Origin of the sequence: Novosphingobium pokkalii (genome assembly GCF_014652855.1) — a bacterium.
In the GTDB taxonomy this organism is placed as follows: Bacteria; Pseudomonadota; Alphaproteobacteria; order Sphingomonadales; family Sphingomonadaceae; genus Novosphingobium; species Novosphingobium pokkalii.
Genome location: NZ_BMZP01000001.1, coordinates 290,799 through 312,574, shown reverse-complemented (window position 1 = coordinate 312,574; position 21,776 = coordinate 290,799). Strand labels below are relative to the sequence as shown.

The window sequence follows — 21,776 nt, the reverse complement described above, 5'->3', positions numbered from 1 at the left end:
CCGGGGCCACATCCGCCCGGAAACCCGGGATGCGGGAGAGGAAAAGGCAATGCACGATCACGCCGGGCAGCGGGTGCGCAAAGTGGTCATTCTCGGCGGTGGCACAGCCGGCTGGATGGCGGCCGCGCTGATCGCGCGCGTGCTGGGCGGCCGCGTGGCGGTGGAACTGCTTGAATCCGAAGAGATCGGCATTGTCGGCGTGGGGGAAGCGACGATCCCGCCGATCCGTACGCTCAACGCCGTGCTGGGGATCGACGAAGCCGAGTTCCTGCGCGAGACCCGCGCCACGATCAAGCTGGCGATCCGCTTTGAAAACTGGCGCGAAGAGGGTAGCGCCTATTACCACACGTTTGGCACCGCCGGGCGCAACACCGCGTTCGCCGCGTTCCACCATTTCTGGACACGCGCCCGCAAACTCGGGCTGCCGGGCAGCTATTGGGATTTCGACCTCAACTACCTCTGCGCCCAAGCTGGCAAGTTCGCTCCGACCGAAGGCAACGATCCGATCTGGGATATGCCCTATGCCTTCCATTTCGACGCGGCGCTCTATGGGCGCTTCCTGCGGCGCTATGCCGAGCAGCGGGGCGTGATCCGCACCGAAGGCATGGTGGCCGATGTCCAGCGCATGGCCGGGGTGGGCAATGTTTCGGCGCTGGTGCTGCGCGATGGCCGGGTGGTGCACGGAGACCTGTTCATCGATTGTTCGGGCAGTCGCGGCGTGTTGATCCAGCAGCATCTTGGCACCGGATATGAAGACTGGAGCCATTGGCTGCCGTGCGACCGCGCCGTGGCCGTGCCGTCAGAGCGGTTTGCCCAGACCCTGCCGTTCACCCGTGCGATTGCCCATGGTGCGGGCTGGCAATGGCGCATCCCGCTCCAGCATCGCAACGGCAATGGCCTGGTCTACAGCAGCCGCCACTTGTCCGATGATGCGGCGGCCGCCTTGCTCATGGCCAACCTCGAGAGCCCCGCGCTGGGCGAGCCGCGGTTGATCACGTTCCGCACCGGGCGGGCGCTGCGCCAGTGGAACCGCAACGTCGTGGCCGTGGGGCTGGCCAGTGGCTTTCTTGAGCCGCTGGAGTCGACCAGCATTCACTTGATCCAGTCGGCCATTGTCCGCCTGCTACATCTGTTTCCGCACCAGGGCATCACCGATGAACTGGTGGCCGAATATAATCGCCAGTCCCGGATCGAGATGGAATTGATCCGCGATTTCATTATCTTGCACTATCATGTTAACAATCGACATGACACCGCGATGTGGCGCGATCTGCGCAACATGGCCGTGCCGGAGCGCCTCGCGCGCAAGATTGCCCTGTTCCGCGCCAATGGCACGCTCGTGCAGGACCAGTACGATATCTTCATGGAGCCGTCGTGGGCGCAGGTGCTGATCGGGCAGGGGGTGCTACCGGTCGATCATCACCCCCTGGCCGCAGAGACGCCAGCGCAGGACTTTGCGGCGCAACTGGCCGATCTGGCGCGGATCAAGGCGCGCCCGTTGGCAAGCCTGCCCAGCCACGATGCCTATCTTGAAAAGGTCGTCGGGCTGAACTCGCCCACCCTTACTCCGGATCGGCCGGTGCCCGCAGGGCGAGGCTGATCCGGCACTGCACGCCTGCGGGCGCGAAGAACAGGTCCACCCGGTTCCCACGGGTGCGGGGCAGGGCGCGTTCGATCAACGTCGTGCCGAAGCCCTTGCGATCTGGCTGGCGCACCGCCGGCCCGCCGCTTTCATGCCACAGCAACTCCACGCGGTTTTCGGTGGTGATCACCGACCAGGTCAGCGAAAGCGCGCCGTCATCGCGCGACAGCGCGCCATACTTGACCGCGTTGGTCGCCAGTTCGTGGAGGATCAGGGCGAGGCCCTGTGCGGCGGCAGGCTCGATCTCCGCGCTCGGGCCTTCCATGGTGACGCGCCCGAACAGATCGATGTGGAGCTTCATCACCGCCATGGCGATCAGCGCCACGTCGGACGGCGCGAGGCGGCCTTCGATCAGCGCGGGCTGGGTTACGGCCAGCACGCTCAACCGCGCCAGGATATCACGGCGGGCGCTGGGCAGGTCCTGGGCATTGCGCAGCGTGGCCGAAACCACGGCCTGGGCCATGGCCAGCGTGTTCTTGATGCGATGCACGCTTTCCCGCATGATCGTGGCCATGCGCATTTCCGTGCGCGCCTGTTCCGTCACGTCCACGCCCTGCACGAAAATGCCTTGGATCGCGCCATCGGCATCGCGCAAGGGCTGATAGGCGAAATCGAGAAACCGTTCTTCCTCGGGCAGGTCTGGCGCAACCTTCAGCATGACCGAGACGCCACGGCCGATATAGGGCTCTCCGGTGCGATAGACCTGGTCGAGCAGATCGATGAATCCCTGCGCCACCACTTCGGGCAAGGCTTCGCCGACGGGCTGACCAAGCAGCGGGCGGTCTCCCACCAGTTGCCGATAGGCCGTGTTGGCGATTTCGAACACGTGGCGCTGCCCGTGGAGAATGGCCACGAATCCGGGTGATTGGTCGAATAGATCGCGCAGGCGCTCGATTTCGGCCTGAACCTGGTTGGCCCGCATCAGGATGCCAGCCTCCAGAATGGCTCCCCGGTTGGCGTCCGCCGGGGCGTTCAGCAGCGCGGTGATGTCTGCGGTATGTTGCAGGATATAGCGCAGCGCGCCGTCCTTGCCCAGGATCGGGACGTGCGTGGCGCTCCAATAGCGCATGGTCGGCACTTCGCCGGGTTCGCCCACTGCATAGGGAATGAACGCGATGTGGTCGGTTTCCAGCGTGTGCAACACGCGATCGATCGAGTGGCGCAGCAGGCGATAGCTCTCGCTGTGCGGATCGGCGGGAAACGCCTCGAACAACGGGTGGCCAACGAAGGTGTCGCGCGTGCGGCCCACGGCTGCCATGTAGGCATCGTTGCATCCCACGATCACGAGATCGGGGCGAAGCATCATATAGGCGTTGGGCGCAACGCCGATCAGGCCGTGGAGACGGCCATCCGCGCTGAAGATATCCGGATCCCTGTCTTCTGTGGCGGGAACTCGGTACTCGGGGCGGTCCATGGCGTGTCCTTGAGATTGGGCACTGTGGTCCGCTCGGGCCGATTTCCCCACCGTGCACGTCTATATGACAGACTTTGCGCACGACCGGAATGGCCCGAAACGGGCTTTTTTGCTGCCTCGGTCGTCTTTGGTCGCGCTGTAAAAGATTGCAAAGGGATTTTGCGCTATCTCGCAATGCGCGCTGGCGTTGCTATGGAGGCGATTGGTCGCCCGGCATTGCGGGCGCAGAAGGGCCGCCGTGCGCATAGCGATTTTGGAAGATGACGTGGCTTTGGCCGGGTTGGTGGAAATGACCCTGGCCGAAGCGGGACACACTTGCGAAGTGTTCGGGGACGGACAGGTGCTCACGCGCGCCTTGCATCGAACCACTTACGATCTCCTGATCCTCGACTGGAACGTGCCGGGGATGACCGGCCTCGGGATCATCGAGTGGACACGCGGCAACCTGGAAGTGCCGCCGCCGGCCCTGATGCTCACCAGCCGTTCGGCAGAGGAAGACATCGTCGCCGGGCTTTCCGCCGGTGCCGACGATTACGTGATCAAGCCGGTGGCGCCGGCCGTGCTCAAGGCACGGGTCAACGCCTTGGGGCGCCGTGCCTATCCCTCGGCCAGCCCGATGGTGGAGCAGTTCGGCCCCTACAAGTTCGACACCCGCGCGGATACGGTCGAACTCGATGGCCAGGCCGTGGCGCTCACCGCCAAGGAATTCGCCCTGGCGCTCCTGCTGTTTCGCAATATGCACCGGGCGCTGTCCCGCGCCTACATCTTCGAGGCGCTGTGGGGCCGCAATCCCGACTTGCCTACGCGCACGCTCGACGCGCATATCTCCAACATCCGCACCAAGCTCAACCTGCGGCCCGGCAACGGGTTCAAGCTGGTTCCGATCTATGCCTATGGATATCGTCTTGAAGCGCTGGCGGCCTGAGATGGCCAAGCGTCGCGCCGCGCTGCTCGCCCTATCGGCTGGGGCGCTGCTGCTGGTCGGCGCACCGGCACTTGCCGCCTCGGCTGCCGACAATCCGCTCCTTACCCCGGCGCCCGGCGACATGGTGCGCTATCTGGTGCGTCCGGGCGACAATCTGTTCCGCCTGGCCAGCGATTACCTGATCCGCCCGGAAACCTATCGCACGGTGCAGCAGCTCAACCGCGTGGCCGATCCACTGCGCCTGCCCGTGGGCAAGACCCTGCTGATCCCGCGTGTCCTGCTCAAGCAGGAAGCGGTGCGCGGTACGGTGCTGAGCTGGCGTGGCGCGGTGCGCATCGATGGCCGCCCGGCCGCCACCGGCATGCCGGTGACCGAGGGCATGCTGCTGGAAACCGGGCAGAAATCGTTCGTGACAGTGACCTTGCCGGATGACACCAGCATTGCCCTGCCATCGCAATCGGCAGTGCGCGTGCGCCGCCTGCGCAAGGTCGTGCTCGATCGCCATGTCGAGCGCTTGTTCGCCATCGAGCGCGGCCGGGCCAGCGCCTCGGTCACGCCGATGACCGATCCGGCCAGCACATTCCAGTTCGCCACGCCGGGCGCGGTGACTTCGGTGCGCGGCACGCGGTTCCGCATGGGCTATGACGCCGATGCGCATCGCGCCACCAGCGAAGTGCTGGAAGGCAAGGTGGGGTTCGATCCCCAGGGTCGCGCGGCGCAAGTCCTGCCCGCCGGCTTCGGCTCGGCGAGTGACCTTGATGAGCCGGTCGCGTTGTTGCCGCCGCCCCGCCTGGTGGAGGCCGGTGCGCCGCAAACCGCGGAAGCCCTGCGCTTTGCCTGGCAGCCCTTGCCCGGCGCGCGCGCCTATCGCGTGCAAATCGCGGCCGACGCGCAGTTCCTCAAGGTGCTGGACGAAACCGTTGCCACCGATCCGGCCGCGCAGTTTGCCGCCTTGCCTGATGGGCATTACTTCGTGCGCGCGACGGGCGTGGACGAACACGGCCTGGAAGGGGAGCCGGCGCTCGCAGACTTTGAACGGCGCCTGGAAAACAGCCTGCGCCTGTCGGTGGAAGAGAGCTGGAACGGCCCGGTGCGGCAATATGTGTTTCACTGGGACCCGGCACACGACAGCCAGGCCCGCTTTCGCTTCCAACTGGCCAAGCCCGGCCGGGAAGAGCGCCCGATGATCGACCGGCCGGACCTGACCAGCCATGCCCTGGTCGGCCTGGCGCTGCCTGCCGGCCGCTATCGCTGGCGCGTGCTGATGGAAGAAATGGTCGACGGCAAGCCCGTGTCGCATTGGAGCGACTATCAGGACGTGCGGATCGAGGCATCCTGGTGAGCCTGGGCCATCAGCTCAAGCTGCGTACGCAGTGGTGGCTGATCCTGGTGGCGGCAAGCGTGATGGTCGTGGTTCTGACCATGGACCACACCATGCTGCGGCTCGACAACGCGGTCTACGATCGCCTGCTTCAGCTTGGTGCGGCGTCGCCGGGCCAGTCGGTGTTGCTGGTGGAGATCGATGATGAGAGCATCGCGCGGATCGGGCGCTGGCCATGGAACCGGGCGATCCACGCCGCGCTGATCGATCGGATCAAGGCCGGGCAGCCACGCGCGATTGCCTATGATGTGCTGTTCACCGAGCCGGGCGATCCGGTGACCGATGCCGCACTGGGCGCGTCCATCGCCGCGGCCGGGCCGATCTTCTTGCCGATGCTGCCACCGATGCCTACCCCTGCGGGCGCAGCGGCGGCGCCAGTACTGCCCATCGAGCCAGTGCGCGAGGCGGCCACGGGCATCGGCTATGCCACGATCGACCCCGATCCCGATGGCGTGGTGCGCTCGGCCCAAGTCGGAGCCGGCCCGGGCGGCCAAGCGCAACACCTGATGGCCTTGACCGCGCGAGCCGCGCTTGGGCAGCAGGATCATCCCTCATCCATGCCGGTCGGCGCGCGGCTCATCCCGTTTGGCGCTGCTGGCCGGCACTGGTCGGAAGTGTCTGCCGCTGCCGTGCTCGCCGGGCAGGTGCCGCCCGAACTGCTGCGCGATCGGGTGGTGCTGGTAGGGGCCACGGCAACCGGTTTGGGCAGCCGCTATCCCACGCCAACCGGGCGCGTCATGTCCGGCCTGGAGATCGAAGCAAATCTGCTTCAGGCGCTGATGGGGCATTCGCTGATCCGCCCGGCCAGCCTGCCCGCGCGCCTGGCGCTCGGCCTTTTGCCGCTGGTCGTGCTGATGATCGGTCTGGGGCCGTGGCGGCGCGCACCGGCGTTGGTTGTCTTCCTGGTCTGTGCCGCAACGGTCATTGCGGTGACGGCACTGTGCCTGCTGGCCTCCGGGCTGTGGCTGTGGCTGCCGCCCGGTGCCGCGCTGGCCGGGCTGGCCGTGGCCTATCCGCTATGGGGCTGGCGCCAGCTTGCCGTGATCGAGCAGTTCATGCGGGCGCAACTGCTTCGGCTGGAGCAGGAACCCTCGCTTTTGCCACGGGTGTCGTTGCGCGGTTCGGCCAAGCGGGGAGTGGCGGGCACGATCGCCTTGTTGCATGCGGCGATCGCCCGCAACCGCGAGATGCGTCATTTCGCCGCCGATCGCCTGGACCAGTTGCCCGACGCCACCGTGGTGGCCGACCTGGCGGGCCGCATCGTCCTGGCTAACGCCGCAGCGCATCGGCTGTTTGCCGGGTTCGGGCTTGCGATCGAGCCAGGCGCGACCCGTGCGCAGGATTTGCTCGCGGCGGTGCGCCTGGTCGGCAGCGGCAACCCGGTGCCCTTTCCGCTGTATGCCGATGAGCCGGCAACGCACGAGGTGCAGCGCGATCAGGCGCACTTCTACCTCGTCGGCATTGCCCCGCAGACCCAGGCCGATGGGCAGCGCGCCGGGTGGATCATGCGCCTGGTCGATATCAGCGAGGCCAAGGCCGCGCAGCGCCAGCGCGACGACGTGGTGCAACTGCTCACGCACGACATGCGCTCGCCCCAGGCCTCGATCCTTGCCGTGCTCGAAACCGCCTCACCCGATCGCATCGCCCCAGTGGAAGCCAGCGCCATCCGCCATTATGCCGAGCGCACGCTGCGCCTGGCCGACGGCTTCGTGCAACTCGCGCGCGCCGAATACCTGGAATACACGCTGGAAGAAGTCGATCTGGGCGACATGCTGATCGATGCGATCGACGATCTCTGGCCGCAATCCCACGCCAAGAGGATCGAGATCGTCACGCATGGCGATGAGCAGATGCTCGTGCTGGGCGAACGCTCGCTGTTGACCCGTGCCCTAGTCAACGTGATCGGCAATGCCATCAAATACAGTCCCGATGGTACGCGCATTACCTGCACGCTCACGCGCGAAGTCCGTGCAGATGGCATTACCTGGGGCCTTTGCGCCATTGCCGATCAGGGCTGCGGGATGGATGCGGACTTGCGCTCCCGCATGTTCGAGCGCTTCGCGCGAGGCCCTGTGGGGCTCGGCCCCAAGACAAGCGGCGCAGGCCTTGGGCTGAGTTTCGTGCATACGGTGATGGTGCGCCACCATGGCGTGATCGGGTGCGAGACCGAGCCGGGGCAGGGCACGACGTTTACCCTGGCGCTGCCGATCAAGGGGTAGCATCGGCCCCAGTATGACCAACAAAGCTGGCAGGGTTTCAACCCGGGCAACCCGTGGTCCGGGGTAATGATCCAGTCTATTGCAAAAATTCCGGAGCCGATCGTGCCTCAGCACGAGGTCCGCAGAATGATCGATGATGGGAGAGCAATCAGTGGTGGGCGGCAATCCAGGCCGCGACCACAACCGCGCTCCAAAGAGCCGAATTGAGTGCCAGAATGCAGGCGAGCTTGCGGCCGTTTGGCACCGGCGCCGGAATTTCGCGCGGTGCCTCCCAGCGCGGGTGCGTCCAGGCCAAAGTCTGCCATTCCGTGCTGTGGATGTTGATGCTCACGAGCGATACCCCGATACGATTGCGTTACCGCCATCGCACATCGTCGGAACCTGCGCCTGTAAAGGAATGTCAATTTCGGATCATTCAGGGGCCAATCACATCCGAACACGAGACATCGGGGGTGAGGGAGGCTTTCACGCGGACGTTTCGACCAGTTCGACGATTTCGAAGACGTGGCTTTTCCAGCCGCGGGCGCGGGCTGCGTCCCGCGCCGGGGCTTCCTTGCGCCGGGCCTCGGCCAGCGAGCGGGTGTGGCCCCAGAACACTTCGGTCTTGCCGTTTTCCAGTTCGGCCACGATGCGCCAATAATGGGTAAAGCCATCGGTGGTCGGTCCGATGGTCTTGACGTATCCATCGGGCATCGTGGCGGTAAGATAGCGGCGTTTCTTTTTCATCGCGGCGGCCTTTTGCCCAAGGGTGCGCGCGATCGCAACCGGTCGCGCGCGTCTGGAGCCGGGTGGATTTTCGCGGAACCGCAACGGGCGGTGCGGCGTAGTGGCGAGGCAAGCCTTCTTGGCTCCCGCTTTCGTCCATCCATTCCCCGCGACCACCGGAGCCAGCCATGCGCCCGTTCGCCTGCCCCAACTGCCTGCGCCTCAACCATTTTGAAGTGCGGGTCTGCCCCGATTGCGCTGCCACGCTGGGTTATGATCCAGCGATCGACCGCTTTCGCCATCTGGCCGACGAGGGCACCACGTGGAAGGATCGCAACGACGATCCGGCTCATCTGGTGGTCTGCGCCAACAACAATGATTTCGGCATCTGCAACTGGCTGACCACGCGCGATGCGCCGGGCGGGATGTGCCGCGCCTGCCGCCACAACCGCACAATTCCCGATCTGGCCGATCCGGCGGTGCCGGCCTTGTGGGGCAAAGTGGAAGAAGCCAAGCGGCGCCTGTTCCACACCCTGATCCGCTTGGGCCTGCCGCTGGAAACCAAGGCGGAAGAGACCCCCACCGCCCAGGGCCTGGCGTTCGACTTTCTCTACGATCCGGCCGCCGTGCAGGGCGGGGCGAAGAAGATCGTGACCGGGCATGACGAGGGACTGATCACGCTGGATGTGGCCGAGGCCGACGATGCCCATCGCGAGCGCGTGCGGCTCGACATGGGCGAGCCGTATCGCACGCTGCTCGGCCACTTCCGCCACGAAGTGGGGCACCACTTCTGGTCGCGCCTGGTGGCCATCGACGAGCCCAGGCTGGAAGCGTTCCGCGCGCTGTTCGGAGACGAGCGCGCGGATTATGGCGAAGCGCTGGCCGCCCACTACAGCGGCGGGGCGCAGCCCTGGACCGAGGACTTCGTCAGCGCCTATGCGACGAGCCACCCGTGGGAGGATTTTGCTGAAACCTTTGCCCACTACCTTCACATCGTCGACGTGCTGGCCACGGCGCGCGGCTTCGACCTCTCGCTCACAGCGTTCGGTGGCAGTGATGGTGACGGGCAGGTGGCCGTGGAATTCGATCCCTACCGCGCCGATGCCCAGGCGCTGGCGGCGGAAATGGCGCCGGTCTCGTTCGCCATGAACGCCGTGAACCGCGCCATGGGACAGGCCGATCTCTACCCATTCCACTTGTCCGACGCGATCGTGGCCAAGCTTGCCTTCATCCAGCAAACGGCGGCGGCTGCGCGCGTCAGCTAAGCCCCTTGGCGGCCAGCATCGGTTCGAGCACCTGCTCCATCGTTGCATAGCCCGCTTCGGTTGGGTGCACGCCATCATAGGCAAGGCCGGGGCGCATCCCGCCCGCGCCATCCTGCAAGGCGGTGTGGTAATCGACGAAAGTGTGCCCGTGCTCGGCCGCATAGGTAGCCAGCCACTGGTTGACCGCCGCGATCGGCGTCACCGTGTCGAGGCCGGGGCGCCAGGGATAGCGCGCGGCCGGCGGGACGGAGGCGAGCAGGACGGCGATGCCGTTGGCCTTGGCCAGCGTGGCCATGGCCGCCAGATTGTCGTGCGTCTGCTGGGCGGTCATCGGGCCGGTATTGCCGGCGATGTCGTTGGTGCCGGCCATGATGTGCACGGCGCGCGGGCGCAGCGCGATCACGTCGGCCATCATCCGCAGCACCATCTGCGGCGTGGTCTGCCCGCCGATGCCGCGCCCGACGCGGCCACCCTGGGCAAAGAACGCGGGACGCTTGTCCGGCCAGCCCTGGGTGATGCTGTCCCCCATGAACACCAGCGTCACCGGCTTGCCGGCGGCAAGGACGCGGGCGTTGTCATCGGCATAGCGGGCGAGCCAGGGAAAATCGGTGAGCCGGCGGCGTTCCTCTTCGCTGAGGCCGGCAGGCGCGGGAGGCGCGTCGGCTGCCCGGGCAGCGCTTGCCGCACCGGCAACGCCCAGCGGCGCAGCAGCCATCAGGGCCAGGATACGGCGGCGATCGGCGGGATGGGTCACAGGTAGCGGCTCCAGCGGCAAGGGGTGTCTGCCAGGGCCTGGACCGTGCTGGTGCCCTGGGGCGTGAGGGAAAGGGTGCGGCGGCCCGGCGCATAGGCCGGCCAATCGGCCAGGGGCGCGCCGGTGCGGGCCAGCGAGAGCCACTGCGCGCGCAACGAGCGGCCATCGGGCAGGGGCGTGCTGCCCAGGGTATAGGTGATGTCGGAACCGTGGAAGCTGCGCGCGCCGCCAGGGGCCAGGTCCAGCTCATAGCGCCACACCGGCCAGCCCTGCGCGGCCAGCAGATCGGCCAGGCGCCCCGCCGGACAACGGAACAGGATGTCGGTGGCAATGCGCAAGTCGCGGCTGCCCAGGCGCGGGTCTTCCGCCGGATCGGGCTGGTCCAGCTTGTAGAACGCGCGCGCCTCCGCCTCGTGCGGACCAAAGGCCAGGGCCACGTTGGCATCGCGGTGGGCCCGCCCGCCGGGCAGGCCGAATTCTGCGCGGTTGGAGCCGACGATCACCGGGCGGGCGGGTGCCTTTGCCAGCAAGGCCTCGGGTGCATCGGGCAGGACCGCACCGTCTATCGTGGTGCGTAGCCACAGGAAATCGTCGCTTTCCAGGGCGCTGTCGTGCAGCGCCTTGTCCGCTTCGAGCAGGGCATGGGCAGAGGCCGCGCGCAGTGGTGCCACGCTGCCATCGGTGCCCAGCACGGCGTCGAGCTGGTCGCCCAGGCGCAGTGCTTCATCCAGTGGACGGGGCGGTAGGCCAAAGCCGGGCGTGCCACTTTGCAGGGCGGCGGCGGCAAACAGGCTCGGCGTCTGTGGGCTGGCCAGCAAGTAGCCGACATCCTCGGCCCCGGCGCTTTCGCCAAAGATCATCACCTTGTCGGGATCACCGCCAAAGCGCGCGATGTTGGCCTTGATCCAACGCAGCGCGGCGATTTGGTCCATCAGGCCGTAATTGCCGGTCTGGCCGTGCCGCTCGGCCGCCAAGGCGCGGTGCGGCAGGAAGCCGAACAGCCCCAGACGATACTGGATGGCGACCACCACCACGTCCTGCTTGGCCAGATCGCCCAGCACGGTGCCGCCCGCCGATCCGGCGCGATTGCTGCCGCCATGGATCCACACCATCACCGGCCGCTTGCCCGACAGTGCGGTCGTGGCCACGTCCAGCGTCAGGCAATCCTCGCTGCCGCGCACATAGTCGGCATGGTTCCAGCCATAGTCGTTCTGGAGGCACGAGGCCCCCTCGTGCGTGGCATCGCGCGGCGCTTTCCATGGCGCAGGCGGCTGTGGCGGCTGCCAGCGCAGTGCGCCAAGCGGCGGCGCGGCATAGGGAATGGCGCGAAAGCGCAGCACGCCGTCCGCGTCGGCCGAGCCAAGCAGCGGCCCGCTGGCGCTTTGCGCGACAGGCCCGCCCGGCGCCGGTGCCGCCAGGGCCGGGCTGGCGCCAAGCGTCAGCGCGGCCGCCAGGGTGCGAGCCAGCGCGGCCCGCCAGGTGAGGCGGCTCATTGCGCCAGCCCGGCGCGCGCGGCCGGCACGTTCCAGCCTTCCAGCATGACGGCCGCAGCAGTGCCGGCAGTCGCGGGCCAACGCACCGTGATCGTGCGGGTTTCGCCGGGCATCACGGCGACATAGTTGTCGCTGTAATAGGCGGGCAGGATGCGCTGGCCGGCCGCATCGACCAGCGTCGCGCGGGCATTGAGCGCGGGGGTGCTGCCATGGTTGGTCAGCGTAATGGTGGCCTGGCGCTCCCCGCCTTCTGCGGAGGTGGATGCGGCGGCCAGCCCAAGCGGCGCAGGCGCCATGGCGTTGAGCGCGCGATAGGCAGCTTCGTCCTTGCCGCGCCAATAGACCGTATCGTTTACGGCTTTGCCGGAGCGATCGGTGATCTTGAGGCTGACCAGCACCATGGGATCGCGGGCAAAGATCGCATCAAGCGGCAGCGCCTTGAGCGTGGTGTCGCGGTTGGCGAGGGCATCGGTCCGGTCGGTCCGCGTGAACAGCACCTTGCCCGCAAGGTCGGTCACCGTGCTGGCCACGGTCAGGCCCCTGGCATCCTGCTGCGTGGTGTTGACCAGCACCAGCGCATTGTCGGGCAGGTTGAGCTGGGCATGCAGTGGCCGGGCGGCGCGCTGGGCCCCGTAATAGGCCGCGTGGGTATCGAAGTCAGAGCTGTAGATCTGCCAGGCGTTGGACGGCCAGGCCGGATGCGTCATCCAGAACAGGCGCCCGCTGTTCTTGGTCCAGAGGTGGCCGAGGAAACCCTCGATCATCGCCTGGTGGGTTTCCAGGTTCATCATCTGCGCCTTGCGCTCGAAATCGGCAAAGCTGGTGGCCGCGCCAAAGCGGCGGTCGAGGCTGGCCATGAACGTCTTGGTGTCGCCGTTGCCGGAGAAATGCCAGTCGTGATAGGCCAGCGTATCGCTCAGCGGCCAGCGATCCGCCTCGGGCACGTATTGCGCAATGGCCGCTGCCGTGGCGAGCGAGGGGGTGCCGGTTTCCACCGAGAACCCGGTGGCGAGATCGGTGAAATAGCCTTCCGGCTGGCGATAGTTGTAAGGCCCGGAGCCTTGCAGGTTCACCGTGTTGGAACTGCCGGTGTACCAGCGAGTGCCGTCCAGCTTGAACAGCAGGTCGTCCAGCCCTTCGTTCAGCGTGGGGTAGGGCACGCCTTCGTTGCGGCCGAACCAGATGATGATCGAGGGGTGGTTGCGATAGCGCTTCACCACGTCCTCGGCATTGGCCAGGAACAGTTGCGGATCCTGCGGCTCCACCTGGAAATTCTGGGTCGATTGCCAGAAATCGTTCAGCACCATCATGCCGTATTCGTCGGCCAGGTCGTAGAATTCCGGCTCGGTGCTGGTGCCCATCCAGTTGCGGATGATGTTGAGGTGGGCTTCCTTGTGCAGGCGGAACGCCGGCTCCATCCTCGCGCGCGAGACGCGCTTCATCGCATCGTCCATGCCCCAGCTACCGCCGCGCGCGGCGATCTTCACGCCGTTGACGCGGATCGTCAGGTGCGGTTCGGGCAGGGTGTCCGCCGCGCCCAGCGGTTGCACGGCGGGCGAAGTCTCGCCCGCTGCCGTCAGCGATTCCACCCAGCCGCGTGGGGTTTCCTTGATCGCCTCGTGGCGCACGTCGATCAGCTTTTGCCCGGCGAGGCGGCCGTCGGTGGGCTGCACGTTCACCCGGCGCAGCGCGCCGGCATGGTCCATCAGCGAAAGATCGTACGACACTTCGCGGATGCCGAAGCGGGTTTCCGCCCGGTCCGACACCGCGCCATCCACCGTGGCCGTCAGATGCAGCGGATGCAGCGCCTGCTCGCCATAGCCGTTGGGCCACCACAGCTTGGGATTCTTGACGTGCAGTTGCGGGAAATCGGCAGGGGTGAAGCGCACTTCGCCTTCGCCCGGCGTCAGCGTGATCGTGCGCTCCACGGTCACGTTGTCGAACGCGGCGCGCACGGTGACGGTGCGCGGGGCATCGGCATCGTTGCGCAGCGGCACGGTGATCAATACGTCAGCGCTGTCGGTGCGCGGCAGCGGCAGGTCGGTCACCACCTGGCTGTCGAGCAGGCGCACGTCGCCCCGCGCGGCAAGCTGCACGTCCTGCCACAACCCGGTGTCGCGGTCACGGATGCCGGGGATCCAGTCCCAGCCTTCGGTGGCGACGAACGTGGGGCCATCGATCGCCAGTTGCCCGCCGTTCTCGCCAACGCCCGCCGCGATCGACTGCTCGTGCGGAATGCCCGGATGCGGCGGCGGCGAGACTTTCACCGCGATCACGTTTTCGCCTGCCACCGGCACCAGGGTGAATTCGCCACGGGCAAAGGCGCCCTTGGTCTGGCCCAGCTTCTTGCCGTTGACCCAGATCTCGGCGGCATAGTTGATGCCGTTGAAGCGCAGCGCCAGGCGCTTGCCCGCCGCATCGGCCGGCACCGTGAAGCTGGTGCGATACCACCAGTCCTGCCGCGCCAGGCTTTCGGGAATGCGCATGTTGTTGAGGCCGTAATAGGGATCGGGATAGACCCCGCGATCGACCAGCGTCGTCAGCACCGTGCCCGGCACCGTGGCGGCGCGCCACAGGCCCTTGGGGTTGCCGGGTTGCGACAGCGCGGCGCCATCGGCGCCCGGCACATCGGGCGCACCGGCCAGTTGCCAGCCGTTGATGCGCCACAGCCCCTCGGCCAGCGGTTGCACCGCCGGGGCCGTGGGCGCCGGCTTGGCCACCGGGGCGGAAAACCCGCCCTTGGCCTGGGGCAGGGTCCAGGGATCCTGCTGGCGCCAATAACCCGTGTTGGCGGTCTTCTGGAATTCCCAGCCCACGCCGACGTGCCACATCTGCACCAGGTCGAAATCGGGTTTGGCCGCGACCAGGGCCTGAACTGCCGGGGCGGGCAGGGCGCCATCCTCGATCCGCGCATCGACCAGGTCGCCGCCGAAATGCCCCAGGCCCGGCAGCGCCGGGGCCACGGCCAGGCGGGGCGCCAAGGCCCCGGCATCGGGCACGGCGCTGCGCGCCACTTCCTGCCCATCGACATAGATCACGCCTTCGCTACCATTCCAGCTCGCCGCCAGGTGGGTAAACCGCCCCGCAGCCAGCGCGCGCGGCGCCACCAGTGTCGCCCCGCCAACGCGCAGCGCCGGCTTGCCATCGACAAGCAGCAGGGCGCGCGAAACGCCGCCAGCCGTATCGCCAATCGCGAGCAGAACCACGCTGCCCGGCTGCACCGCCTGTGGCCGAACCCAAGCGGCAAAGCCGGTGGGGGCACGGGCTGCCAGAACCGGCGCATCGGCCGGCACGTCACGGGCGATGCCGATCCCGCCCTGCATCACGGCCGCGTTCCACGGGCCGCCATTGGCAACCGGCGCAGCGCCCGCGAGCGGGGCTGTCATCCCACCCAGAATCGTGGCGGCAAGCAAGCTGGTGGCAAAGCGCATCGAATGTCCCTCTCCAAATCCGCGCGTCACCCGCTTGGCCGGGCGTTTGCGCCGGTGTATGGCATGGTGCGCGCGGCGCTCCCATCCCAACATCGTCGGTTCCCTTCTGACGCAAACCGAATTAATAAGTCAAATTGAATTATTCATTGGGAGAGAGCGATGCACGCGAATTTCGAGGGTGGCGCGGGCGGGGAAGGAGCCGGTTTCTCGGCATCGATCCCGCCGATGCGTGGCGCGGCGTTGAAAGCGGCAGTGGCAGCGAGCCTCGCCGGCTTGCTGTTCGGATTTGATACGGCCGTGATTTCGGGGGTGACCGAGGCGCTGCGCCAGCATTTCGCGCTATCGGCCACCGGGCTTGGCATCGCCGTGTCCTCCGCGCTGTGGGGCACGCTGGTGGGTGCCAGCGTGGCGGGGCGATTGGGCGACAGTCTGGGCAGCCGCCGCGTGCTGATCTGGATCGGCATTGCTTACCTCATCTCGGCGCTGGGTTCGGCCCTGGCCAATGGCATGGGCCTGTTCGTCGCGTTCCGTTTCCTGGGCGGGCTTGCCATCGGCGGGTCTTCGGTGCTGGCGCCGGTCTATATTTCGGAAGTGAGCGCGGCGGCCCGGCGCGGGCGCTTGGTGGCCATGTTCCAGTTCAACATCGTGGCTGGCATCCTGCTGGCCTATTGCAGCAATTGGCTGCTGGCGTTGGCTTTTCCGGCCGACATTGCCTGGCGCGCGAAGCTTGGCGTTGCCGCGCTCCCCGCGCTGTTCTTTGCGCTGATGCTGCCCGGCATCCCGGAAAGCCCGCGCTGGCTCGCTGCCAAGGGGCGCGCGGCGGCGGCACGGGATGCGGCTGATCGTCTGGGCATCGAGGCGCCTGCGGTGGCCAGCACCGACCAGTCCGACACGAAGCTCGACTGGCGGCGGCACCGCCGGCCGATCCTGCTGGCGCTAGCGATCGCCGCGTTCAACCAGTTGTCCGGCATCAACGCCATCCTCTATTATCTCAACGACATCTTTGCCGCAGCGGGCTTCACCGGCGTTTCGGCAGACCTTCAGGCGGTGGTCATCGGCCTGACCAACCTGATCGCGACGATGGTGGCGATGACGGTGATCGACCGCGTCGGCCGTCGTCCGCTGCTGCTGACCGGGGCGGTGGGCACGACCATCGCCCTGGCCGGCGTGGCCGCCATCTATGCCACCGGCCAGGGCGCGGCGCTGCTGCTGCCGCTGCTGGTGCTGTTCATCGCCGCCTTCGCGTTTTCACAAGGTGCGGTGATCTGGGTCTATCTTTCGGAAATCTTTCCCACGCCGGTTCGCGCGCGGGGACAGGCGCTGGGCAGTACCACGCACTGGGTGCTCAACGCCGCGATCAGCTTTGCCTTCCCGGTGGTGGCGCAGTTCACGCAGAGCCTGCCGTTCGTGGTCTTTGCCCTGGCCATGGCGGTACAGGCCGTGGTGGTGTGGCGGTTCTTCCCGGAAACGCGCGGCGTCGATCTCGACGAGCTGGCGGCGCGTCTTTCGGCCTGAAACCAAGCGCGGCGGGGCCTTTTACCAGGCCCCGCCGCAACCCGCTCAGTGCGTGGCGCAGGCCAGGCGCACCTGCGCATCCATGCCAAGCTTCACCCGCGCCAGGCTGACTGTCATGGCGCCGGGGGTGGACAGGATCAGTGGCGCTTCCACCGCGTCCATCTTTGCGCCGGCCTGGCGCAGGCATTGCAGCGGCACGCCGAGCGTGGTCCAGGCGCCGCGTGGCAGCATGTCCAGCTTGCCCAGGGGCAGGCGCGCGGTCTTGCCGGCGCTGCGCAGGCCAAGGCTGACCGGCGCGGTGGGCGCGCTGTCCACGCGCACGGTCGCCACCAGCATCATCTCGCCGTTGGTCTCGCGCGAGAGGTCGGCCGGCGCGTGGGTGGTCAGCGCCAGGGCCGCTTCGCCCTTGGTGCCGGAAAAGGCAAAGGTGCGCGCCCCTTCCTGCACCTGATAGTCTGTGGCGCTGATCGTCACGCCGCTGTCTGCCACGCTCGCCGGCACGCTGGTGATCCGGGTGATCCCGCCCGTGCCGGCGTTCTGGATTTCCAGTGACCAGCCCGGCGTCGGCACACCTTTCTGGAAGTATTCGGTGGTGCTGCCGGCGCTATCGTCCACGCCCGATTGTTCGGGCAGCGGTTGCCACGGCGCGGCTGCCGTCTTGGTCGAAAGCCCATAGCCCAGCGGATAGAGCGTGGCACCCCCCGGCACGGCGGTGTTGGGCCAGCGGAACGGCAGGCGACCGGTGAAATCGTGGGCCATCGTGCCGTCGGCCCGGCGCAACAGCACATCGGCCACGCCTTCGCCTTCCGATCCCGGCAGCCACGCCACCACAAAGGCATCGGCCAGGTTCAGGAACGGGTTGGTGTAAAGCGGCCGCCCGGTCAGCATCACGGCCACCACCGGCACCCCTTGGGCCTTGAGCCGGCGCATCGTTTCAAGCGGCGCACGCAGATCGGGCTTGAGTTGCAGGCTGCGCAGGTCGCCCTGGAACTCGGCATAGGGCGTCTCGCCGAACACCACGATGGCCGCGTCCGGCTTGGCGCCGGAATAGCTGCCATCGGGTGAGAGCGTGGCCTGTCCGCCCGCCACCTTGGCCGCCTCCGCGATACCTTGCCACAAGGTGGTTGCGCCGGGGAACAGCTTGGGGTCGAGCCCGGTGCCCTGCCACGACAGCGTCCAGCCGCCCGATTGCCGGGCAATGTCATCCGCGCCGTCACCTGCCACCAGGATCCGTGCCTTGGGCGACAGCGGCAACAGGCCCTTGTCGTTCTTGAGCAGCACGAGCGATTCCCGCACGGCCTGGCGCGCCACGGCGCGATGCTGCGCGCTGCCGAGCAGATCGAACTGGCCGGCATAGGGGCGGGAGGAGGGGCGCCCCGCCTCGAACAGGCCGGCCCGCATCTTCACGCGCAGCACCGCGCCCACCGCTTCGTCCAGACGGGCCATGGGCACCGTGCCGTCCCGCACTTGCGCGATCAGGCTGTGATAGAGCGGTTTCCAGCTATCTGGCGCCATCAGCAGGTCGATCCCGGCGTTCACCGCTTGCGGGCAGGATGCATTGCTGCATCCGGCCACCTGGCCATGCGCGTTCCAGTCGCTCACCACGAGCCCGGCAAAGCCCATGCGCTTTTTCAGCACATCGGTCAGCAGGCTCTTGTTCCCGGTCATCTTCACGCCGTGCCAGCTCGAAAAGCTGGCCATGACCGACAGCACCCCGGCGTCGATCGCGCTGACATAGGGCAGGGCGTGCACCTTGATCAGCGTCGCCTCGTCCACCACGGCATCGCCCTGGTCGCGCCCCTCGAAAGTGCCGCCATCGGCCAGGAAATGCTTGGCCGTGGCGATCACGTGCGGCCCTGCCAACAAGGGGCCGGCATTGGGCTTGCCCTGCAACCCCTCGATGAACGGCCGGGCATAGCTCGCCACCAACGCCGGGTCTTCGGAATAACCTTCGAACGCGCGGCCCCAGCGCGTGTCCTGCGGCACGGTGATGGTCGGGGCAAAGGTCCAGTCGATGCCGGTCACGCGCACTTCGGTGGCGGTGACGGCGGCGATCTTTTGCAGCAAGGCCGGATCGTGCGTGGCGCCCAGGCCCGAGTTGTGCGGAAACAGCGTCGCCCCCACGATATTGCTGTGCCCGTGCACCGCGTCCGTGCCCCACATCACCGGGATGGCCACGCCGCCATCGCGCTTGTCCACCGACGCATCGTAAAACGCATCGGCCAGCTTGAGCCATTCCGGCGCCGGGGCATAATCGTTGCCGCCCGGTCCGGCATTGCCGCCGTTGAGCACCGAGCCCAGGTGATAGCGGTGCACGTCTTCGGGCGTTACGGCGGATAGGTCGGCCTGGAGGATCTGGCCGACTTTTTCCTCCAGCGTCATGCGCTTGATCAGGGCTGCGATCCGCGCTTCCATGGCGGTGTCACGGCGCCAGGGCCAGTGCGCTTGCGGCCACAGCCCGGGGTGGGCCGTTGCGGCATCGGTATCGGCACCCGCCGCGCTGGTGGCGGCATGCGGCGCGGACGCGGCAACCTGGCCGGCCGCCGGCAAAGCTGCTGCCAGGCCTAACGAAAGAACCAGTGCGGCGCAGGACACGCGCGAGGCAGGAATGTGGGATCGGGGCATTGTGGGCATCCTTAATTAAAACAAGTTTAAATAATTTTTGGTTTTCTGATGGCATTGTGCCAAAGTCCGACATGATCGGAGCGCGGGGCGCCAACATTTGCGCGGGGGGATGCTGTTTTGCGCATTTGTTTTGCGCGCCGTGCGTGGCAATAGACAGACATGGGATCGAGGCACGATGAACAGGTTGAAACCGCGCCGGACGGCAGCCACGCGGGCGCGGCGGGCGTAATGGCGAGCGACCAGATCCGCCTTTCGGGCACGAATCTCGAGCGGGCGGCTGATCACAACCAGCGCGTCACGCTGCACGCGATCCGCGTGAACGGGCCACTGACCCGCATTGATCTGGCGCGGATCACCGGCCTCACGCCGCCGGCCATCGCCAATATCACCAAGCGGTTGATGAGCGACGGCTTGATCGAGGATGCCGGCCAGCGGCGCGGTGGGCGCGGCCAGCCGGCCACGCGCCTGGTAATCAACCGCACCGCCTGCTATGCCATCGGCGTCAATATCGATCGCGACCACATCACCCTGGTGATTGTGGATTTCGCCGGCGCGGTGGTGGCGGGCATCACGCAGGACATCGCCTTTCCGATGCCGGAGGATGTCCGCGCGCTCTATCGCGGCTCGATCCACCGCCTGATGGACGAGGCCGGCGTTGATCCGGCGCGCCTGGTCGGGCTGGGCGTGGCCAAGCCCGACGATTTCGGCCTGGTTGACCTGCCCGGCAAGCCCGCCGATTTCGCCCGCTGGGAAACCACTGATCTCGCCGAGATTTTCCACGGTCCGTTCGATCTGCCGATATTCGTGGAAAACGATGCGGCCGCCGCCGCCATGGGCGAGCAGCAACTGGGCCACGGGCAGACTTGCTCCAGCTTCTTCTACATCCTGATCTCGTCCGGCCTGGGCGGCGGGCTCGTGGTCGATGGCGCCTATTTTCGCGGGGCGAATGGCCGCAGCGGTGAAATCGGGTTCTTGCTGGCGCGCGCCGAGGGGCAGGCGCCGCATCCGGTGCAAGACGTTGTTTCCCTCTCGGGCGTGCGCCGCACGCTCGAACGCGCCGGGCAGAGCGTGGCCGACTTGCGCGGCAATCCCGATGACCCCGGCCTCGATCCGGCGATGACCGCCTGGGTGGATGCGGCAGCCGAGGAATTGTGCGATCCGCTGATTGCTGTCAATTGCCTGATCAACCCGGCGGCGATCTTCGTCGGCGGCCGCTTGCCGGCGCGCTGGGTCGATGCCCTGGCCGATCGGCTCAACCATCTGTTGCAGCAGCGCGGTGCCCACGTGCCCGCGCTGTCGCCGGTGCAGCGCGCTCGGCTGGCAGAAGATGCGCCCGCTGTCGGCGCCGCAATTCTGCCGTTCAGCCATTTCCTGCTGCCAGCCGCGCGCGTGCTGTGGACGGCCGACGCGCCCGCCTGAACGGCTGATTGGGCAAGGGCAGATCACGCGGCCGCCCGCGTTCCTGTCTCCGCAGCCGCTTCCAGCGCATCAAGCGCCAGTGCCACCGGACCAAGCGGGCCGGCCTTGTCGCCCAGCCCCGGCGCGCAGCAGTAATCCTCCGCTTCTGGTACGGCCATGTATCCGGCCACGCTTTCGCGCAGTCCGGCGTGGATCAGGCCAATCAACTGCGGCTGTCCCTGGATCACCCCGCCACCGAACAGGATGCGGCGCGGCGCGGTGGTGAGCAGCATGGCATGGCACATCTGCGCCAGGGGATGGGCGACGGCCTGCCACACCGGATCGTCAGCCGGGATGCCATGGATCGGTCGCTCGCCCAGCCGCGCCTTGATCGCTGGGCCAGATGCCAGCCCTTCGACGCAATCGCCGTGATAGGGGCAGGCCCCGGCCCAATCGTCTCCCGTCAGCCGGGCCACGCGGATATGGCCCAGTTCGCAGTGCGCCAGGCCCCGCGTCGGCCGCCCGTTGACGATCAGGCCCACGCCCACGCCGGTGCCCACGGTGACATAGGCATAGTCCGTCAGGCCCTGCGCCGCGCCCCAACGGCCTTCGGCCAGCGCCGCAGCATTGACGTCGGTATCGAAACCCCACGGCTCGTCATGCCCGCCGCGCAATGCGCCCAGCACGTCGGTGTCGCGCCAGCCTGGCTTGGACGTGCTGGTGATATGGCCATGGTTAGGGGCGGCGGGATCGAGTTCGACCGGCCCGAACGAGCCCACGCCAATCGCGGCGAACGGCAGGTCGCGGCGCCATTGCTCCAGCAGCACGGCCAGCGGCGGCAGAGTCTCGGCCGGGCTCAGCGTGGGCAGCGTATGCTGGGCCAGAATCGTGCCATCCGCGCTGGCCAGGCTGGCGATGCACTTGGTGCCGCCCAGTTCGATTCCGGCGACGCGCGTTTCAACCATGTCTGCAAAGTCCTTCGGGAAAAGATACTGCCGTTGAGGCGGCT

General features: G+C 67.3%; 15 protein-coding genes. 7 read left to right on the top strand and 8 right to left on the bottom strand.

The features are described 5' to 3' along the window. Positions 1–49 precede the first annotated feature (49 nt). On the top strand, positions 50–1,600 hold the full coding sequence (locus tag IE191_RS01425) for a tryptophan halogenase family protein (protein ID WP_191322547.1): 1,551 nt from the start codon (positions 50–52) through the stop codon (positions 1,598–1,600). Here the strand turns inward: IE191_RS01425 and IE191_RS01420 are convergent. Further along, positions 1,563–3,056, bottom strand: a complete 1,494-nt coding sequence (locus tag IE191_RS01420; protein ID WP_191322546.1) for a PAS domain-containing protein — start codon at positions 3,054–3,056, stop codon at positions 1,563–1,565. The two genes, IE191_RS01425 and IE191_RS01420, sit on opposite strands and share 38 nt — an antisense overlap. A gap of 238 nt (positions 3,057–3,294) precedes the next feature. Between IE191_RS01420 and IE191_RS01415 the strand changes: the two genes are divergently transcribed. The 3 genes from IE191_RS01415 to IE191_RS01405 are packed head-to-tail and all read left to right on the top strand — an operon-like array spanning position 3,295 to position 7,581. Then, positions 3,295–3,981, top strand: a complete 687-nt coding sequence (locus IE191_RS01415) for a response regulator transcription factor (RefSeq protein WP_191322545.1) — start codon at positions 3,295–3,297, stop codon at positions 3,979–3,981. Between the two features lies 1 nt (position 3,982). Continuing rightward, positions 3,983–5,323: a FecR family protein gene (locus tag IE191_RS01410; RefSeq protein ID WP_229815021.1), complete on the top strand. Its 1,341-nt coding sequence runs from the start codon at positions 3,983–3,985 to the stop codon at positions 5,321–5,323. Further along, the gene (locus tag IE191_RS01405; protein WP_229815020.1) at positions 5,320–7,581 is read left to right on the top strand and encodes a CHASE2 domain-containing protein; all 2,262 of its coding nucleotides are present in this window, start codon (positions 5,320–5,322) and stop codon (positions 7,579–7,581) included. The genes IE191_RS01410 and IE191_RS01405 overlap by 4 nt, the downstream gene beginning before the upstream one ends. Before the next feature lie 148 nt (positions 7,582–7,729). On the opposite strand, the gene IE191_RS01400 is transcribed toward IE191_RS01405, so the two are convergent. Then, on the bottom strand, positions 7,730–7,912 hold the full coding sequence (locus tag IE191_RS01400; protein ID WP_191322544.1) for a hypothetical protein: 183 nt from the start codon (positions 7,910–7,912) through the stop codon (positions 7,730–7,732). A 134-nt stretch (positions 7,913–8,046) separates the two neighbouring features. Next, positions 8,047–8,307, bottom strand: coding sequence for a hypothetical protein (locus tag IE191_RS01395; RefSeq protein WP_191322543.1), 261 nt, complete (start codon positions 8,305–8,307; stop codon positions 8,047–8,049). Between the two features lie 167 nt (positions 8,308–8,474). On the opposite strand from IE191_RS01395, the gene IE191_RS01390 reads away from it, so the two are divergent. Next, positions 8,475–9,551, top strand: coding sequence for a zinc-binding metallopeptidase family protein (locus IE191_RS01390; RefSeq protein WP_191322542.1), 1,077 nt, complete (start codon positions 8,475–8,477; stop codon positions 9,549–9,551). Here the strand turns inward: IE191_RS01390 and IE191_RS01385 are convergent. From IE191_RS01385 to IE191_RS01375, 3 genes are read right to left on the bottom strand one after another with little or no spacing between them, the layout of a single operon-like run. Continuing rightward, positions 9,544–10,305 carry a GDSL-type esterase/lipase family protein gene (locus tag IE191_RS01385; protein ID WP_229815019.1) on the bottom strand — a complete coding sequence of 254 codons (762 nt, stop codon included), beginning with the start codon at positions 10,303–10,305 and terminating at the stop codon, positions 9,544–9,546. The genes IE191_RS01390 and IE191_RS01385 overlap by 8 nt on opposite strands. Beyond that, complete coding sequence (locus IE191_RS01380; RefSeq protein WP_191322541.1) at positions 10,302–11,798, bottom strand: carboxylesterase/lipase family protein; 1,497 nt, start codon at positions 11,796–11,798, stop codon at positions 10,302–10,304. The genes IE191_RS01385 and IE191_RS01380 overlap by 4 nt, the downstream gene beginning before the upstream one ends. Then, positions 11,795–15,259 carry a glycosyl hydrolase 2 galactose-binding domain-containing protein gene (locus IE191_RS01375; RefSeq protein WP_229815018.1) on the bottom strand — a complete coding sequence of 1,155 codons (3,465 nt, stop codon included), beginning with the start codon at positions 15,257–15,259 and terminating at the stop codon, positions 11,795–11,797. The genes IE191_RS01380 and IE191_RS01375 overlap by 4 nt, the downstream gene beginning before the upstream one ends. A gap of 129 nt (positions 15,260–15,388) precedes the next feature. On the opposite strand from IE191_RS01375, the gene IE191_RS01370 reads away from it, so the two are divergent. Beyond that, the gene (locus IE191_RS01370) at positions 15,389–16,744 is read left to right on the top strand and encodes a sugar porter family MFS transporter (RefSeq protein WP_373299207.1); all 1,356 of its coding nucleotides are present in this window, start codon (positions 15,389–15,391) and stop codon (positions 16,742–16,744) included. A gap of 45 nt (positions 16,745–16,789) precedes the next feature. Here the strand turns inward: IE191_RS01370 and IE191_RS01365 are convergent, their stop codons facing one another. Beyond that, the gene (locus IE191_RS01365) at positions 16,790–19,369 is read right to left on the bottom strand and encodes a glycoside hydrolase family 3 protein (protein WP_191322540.1); all 2,580 of its coding nucleotides are present in this window, start codon (positions 19,367–19,369) and stop codon (positions 16,790–16,792) included. A gap of 159 nt (positions 19,370–19,528) precedes the next feature. Here IE191_RS01365 and IE191_RS01360 point away from each other — a divergent pair, with 159 nt between their 5' ends. Beyond that, positions 19,529–20,788: an ROK family transcriptional regulator gene (locus tag IE191_RS01360; protein ID WP_191322539.1), complete on the top strand. Its 1,260-nt coding sequence runs from the start codon at positions 19,529–19,531 to the stop codon at positions 20,786–20,788. Positions 20,789–20,811: 23 nt separating this feature from the next. On the opposite strand, the gene IE191_RS01355 is transcribed toward IE191_RS01360, so the two are convergent. Then, the gene (locus IE191_RS01355; RefSeq protein WP_191322538.1) at positions 20,812–21,732 is read right to left on the bottom strand and encodes an ROK family protein; all 921 of its coding nucleotides are present in this window, start codon (positions 21,730–21,732) and stop codon (positions 20,812–20,814) included. Positions 21,733–21,776: the final 44 nt, after the last annotated feature.

Excerpts from the sequence above, each read along its gene's own strand:
- IE191_RS01425 (WP_191322547.1), top strand. The coding sequence starts at position 50 with ATGCACGATCACGCCGGGCAGCGGGTGCGCAAAGTGGTCATTCTCGGC.
- IE191_RS01420 (WP_191322546.1), bottom strand. The coding sequence starts at position 3,056 with ATGGACCGCCCCGAGTACCGAGTTCCCGCCACAGAAGACAGGGATCCG.
- IE191_RS01410 (WP_229815021.1), top strand. The coding sequence starts at position 3,983 with ATGGCCAAGCGTCGCGCCGCGCTGCTCGCCCTATCGGCTGGGGCGCTG.
- IE191_RS01395 (WP_191322543.1), bottom strand. The coding sequence starts at position 8,307 with ATGAAAAAGAAACGCCGCTATCTTACCGCCACGATGCCCGATGGATAC.
- IE191_RS01390 (WP_191322542.1), top strand. The coding sequence starts at position 8,475 with ATGCGCCCGTTCGCCTGCCCCAACTGCCTGCGCCTCAACCATTTTGAA.
- IE191_RS01380 (WP_191322541.1), bottom strand. The coding sequence starts at position 11,798 with ATGAGCCGCCTCACCTGGCGGGCCGCGCTGGCTCGCACCCTGGCGGCC.
- IE191_RS01370 (WP_373299207.1), top strand. The coding sequence starts at position 15,389 with ATGCACGCGAATTTCGAGGGTGGCGCGGGCGGGGAAGGAGCCGGTTTC.
- IE191_RS01365 (WP_191322540.1), bottom strand. The coding sequence starts at position 19,369 with ATGCCCCGATCCCACATTCCTGCCTCGCGCGTGTCCTGCGCCGCACTG.
- IE191_RS01360 (WP_191322539.1), top strand. The coding sequence starts at position 19,529 with ATGGGATCGAGGCACGATGAACAGGTTGAAACCGCGCCGGACGGCAGC.
- IE191_RS01355 (WP_191322538.1), bottom strand. The coding sequence starts at position 21,732 with ATGGTTGAAACGCGCGTCGCCGGAATCGAACTGGGCGGCACCAAGTGC.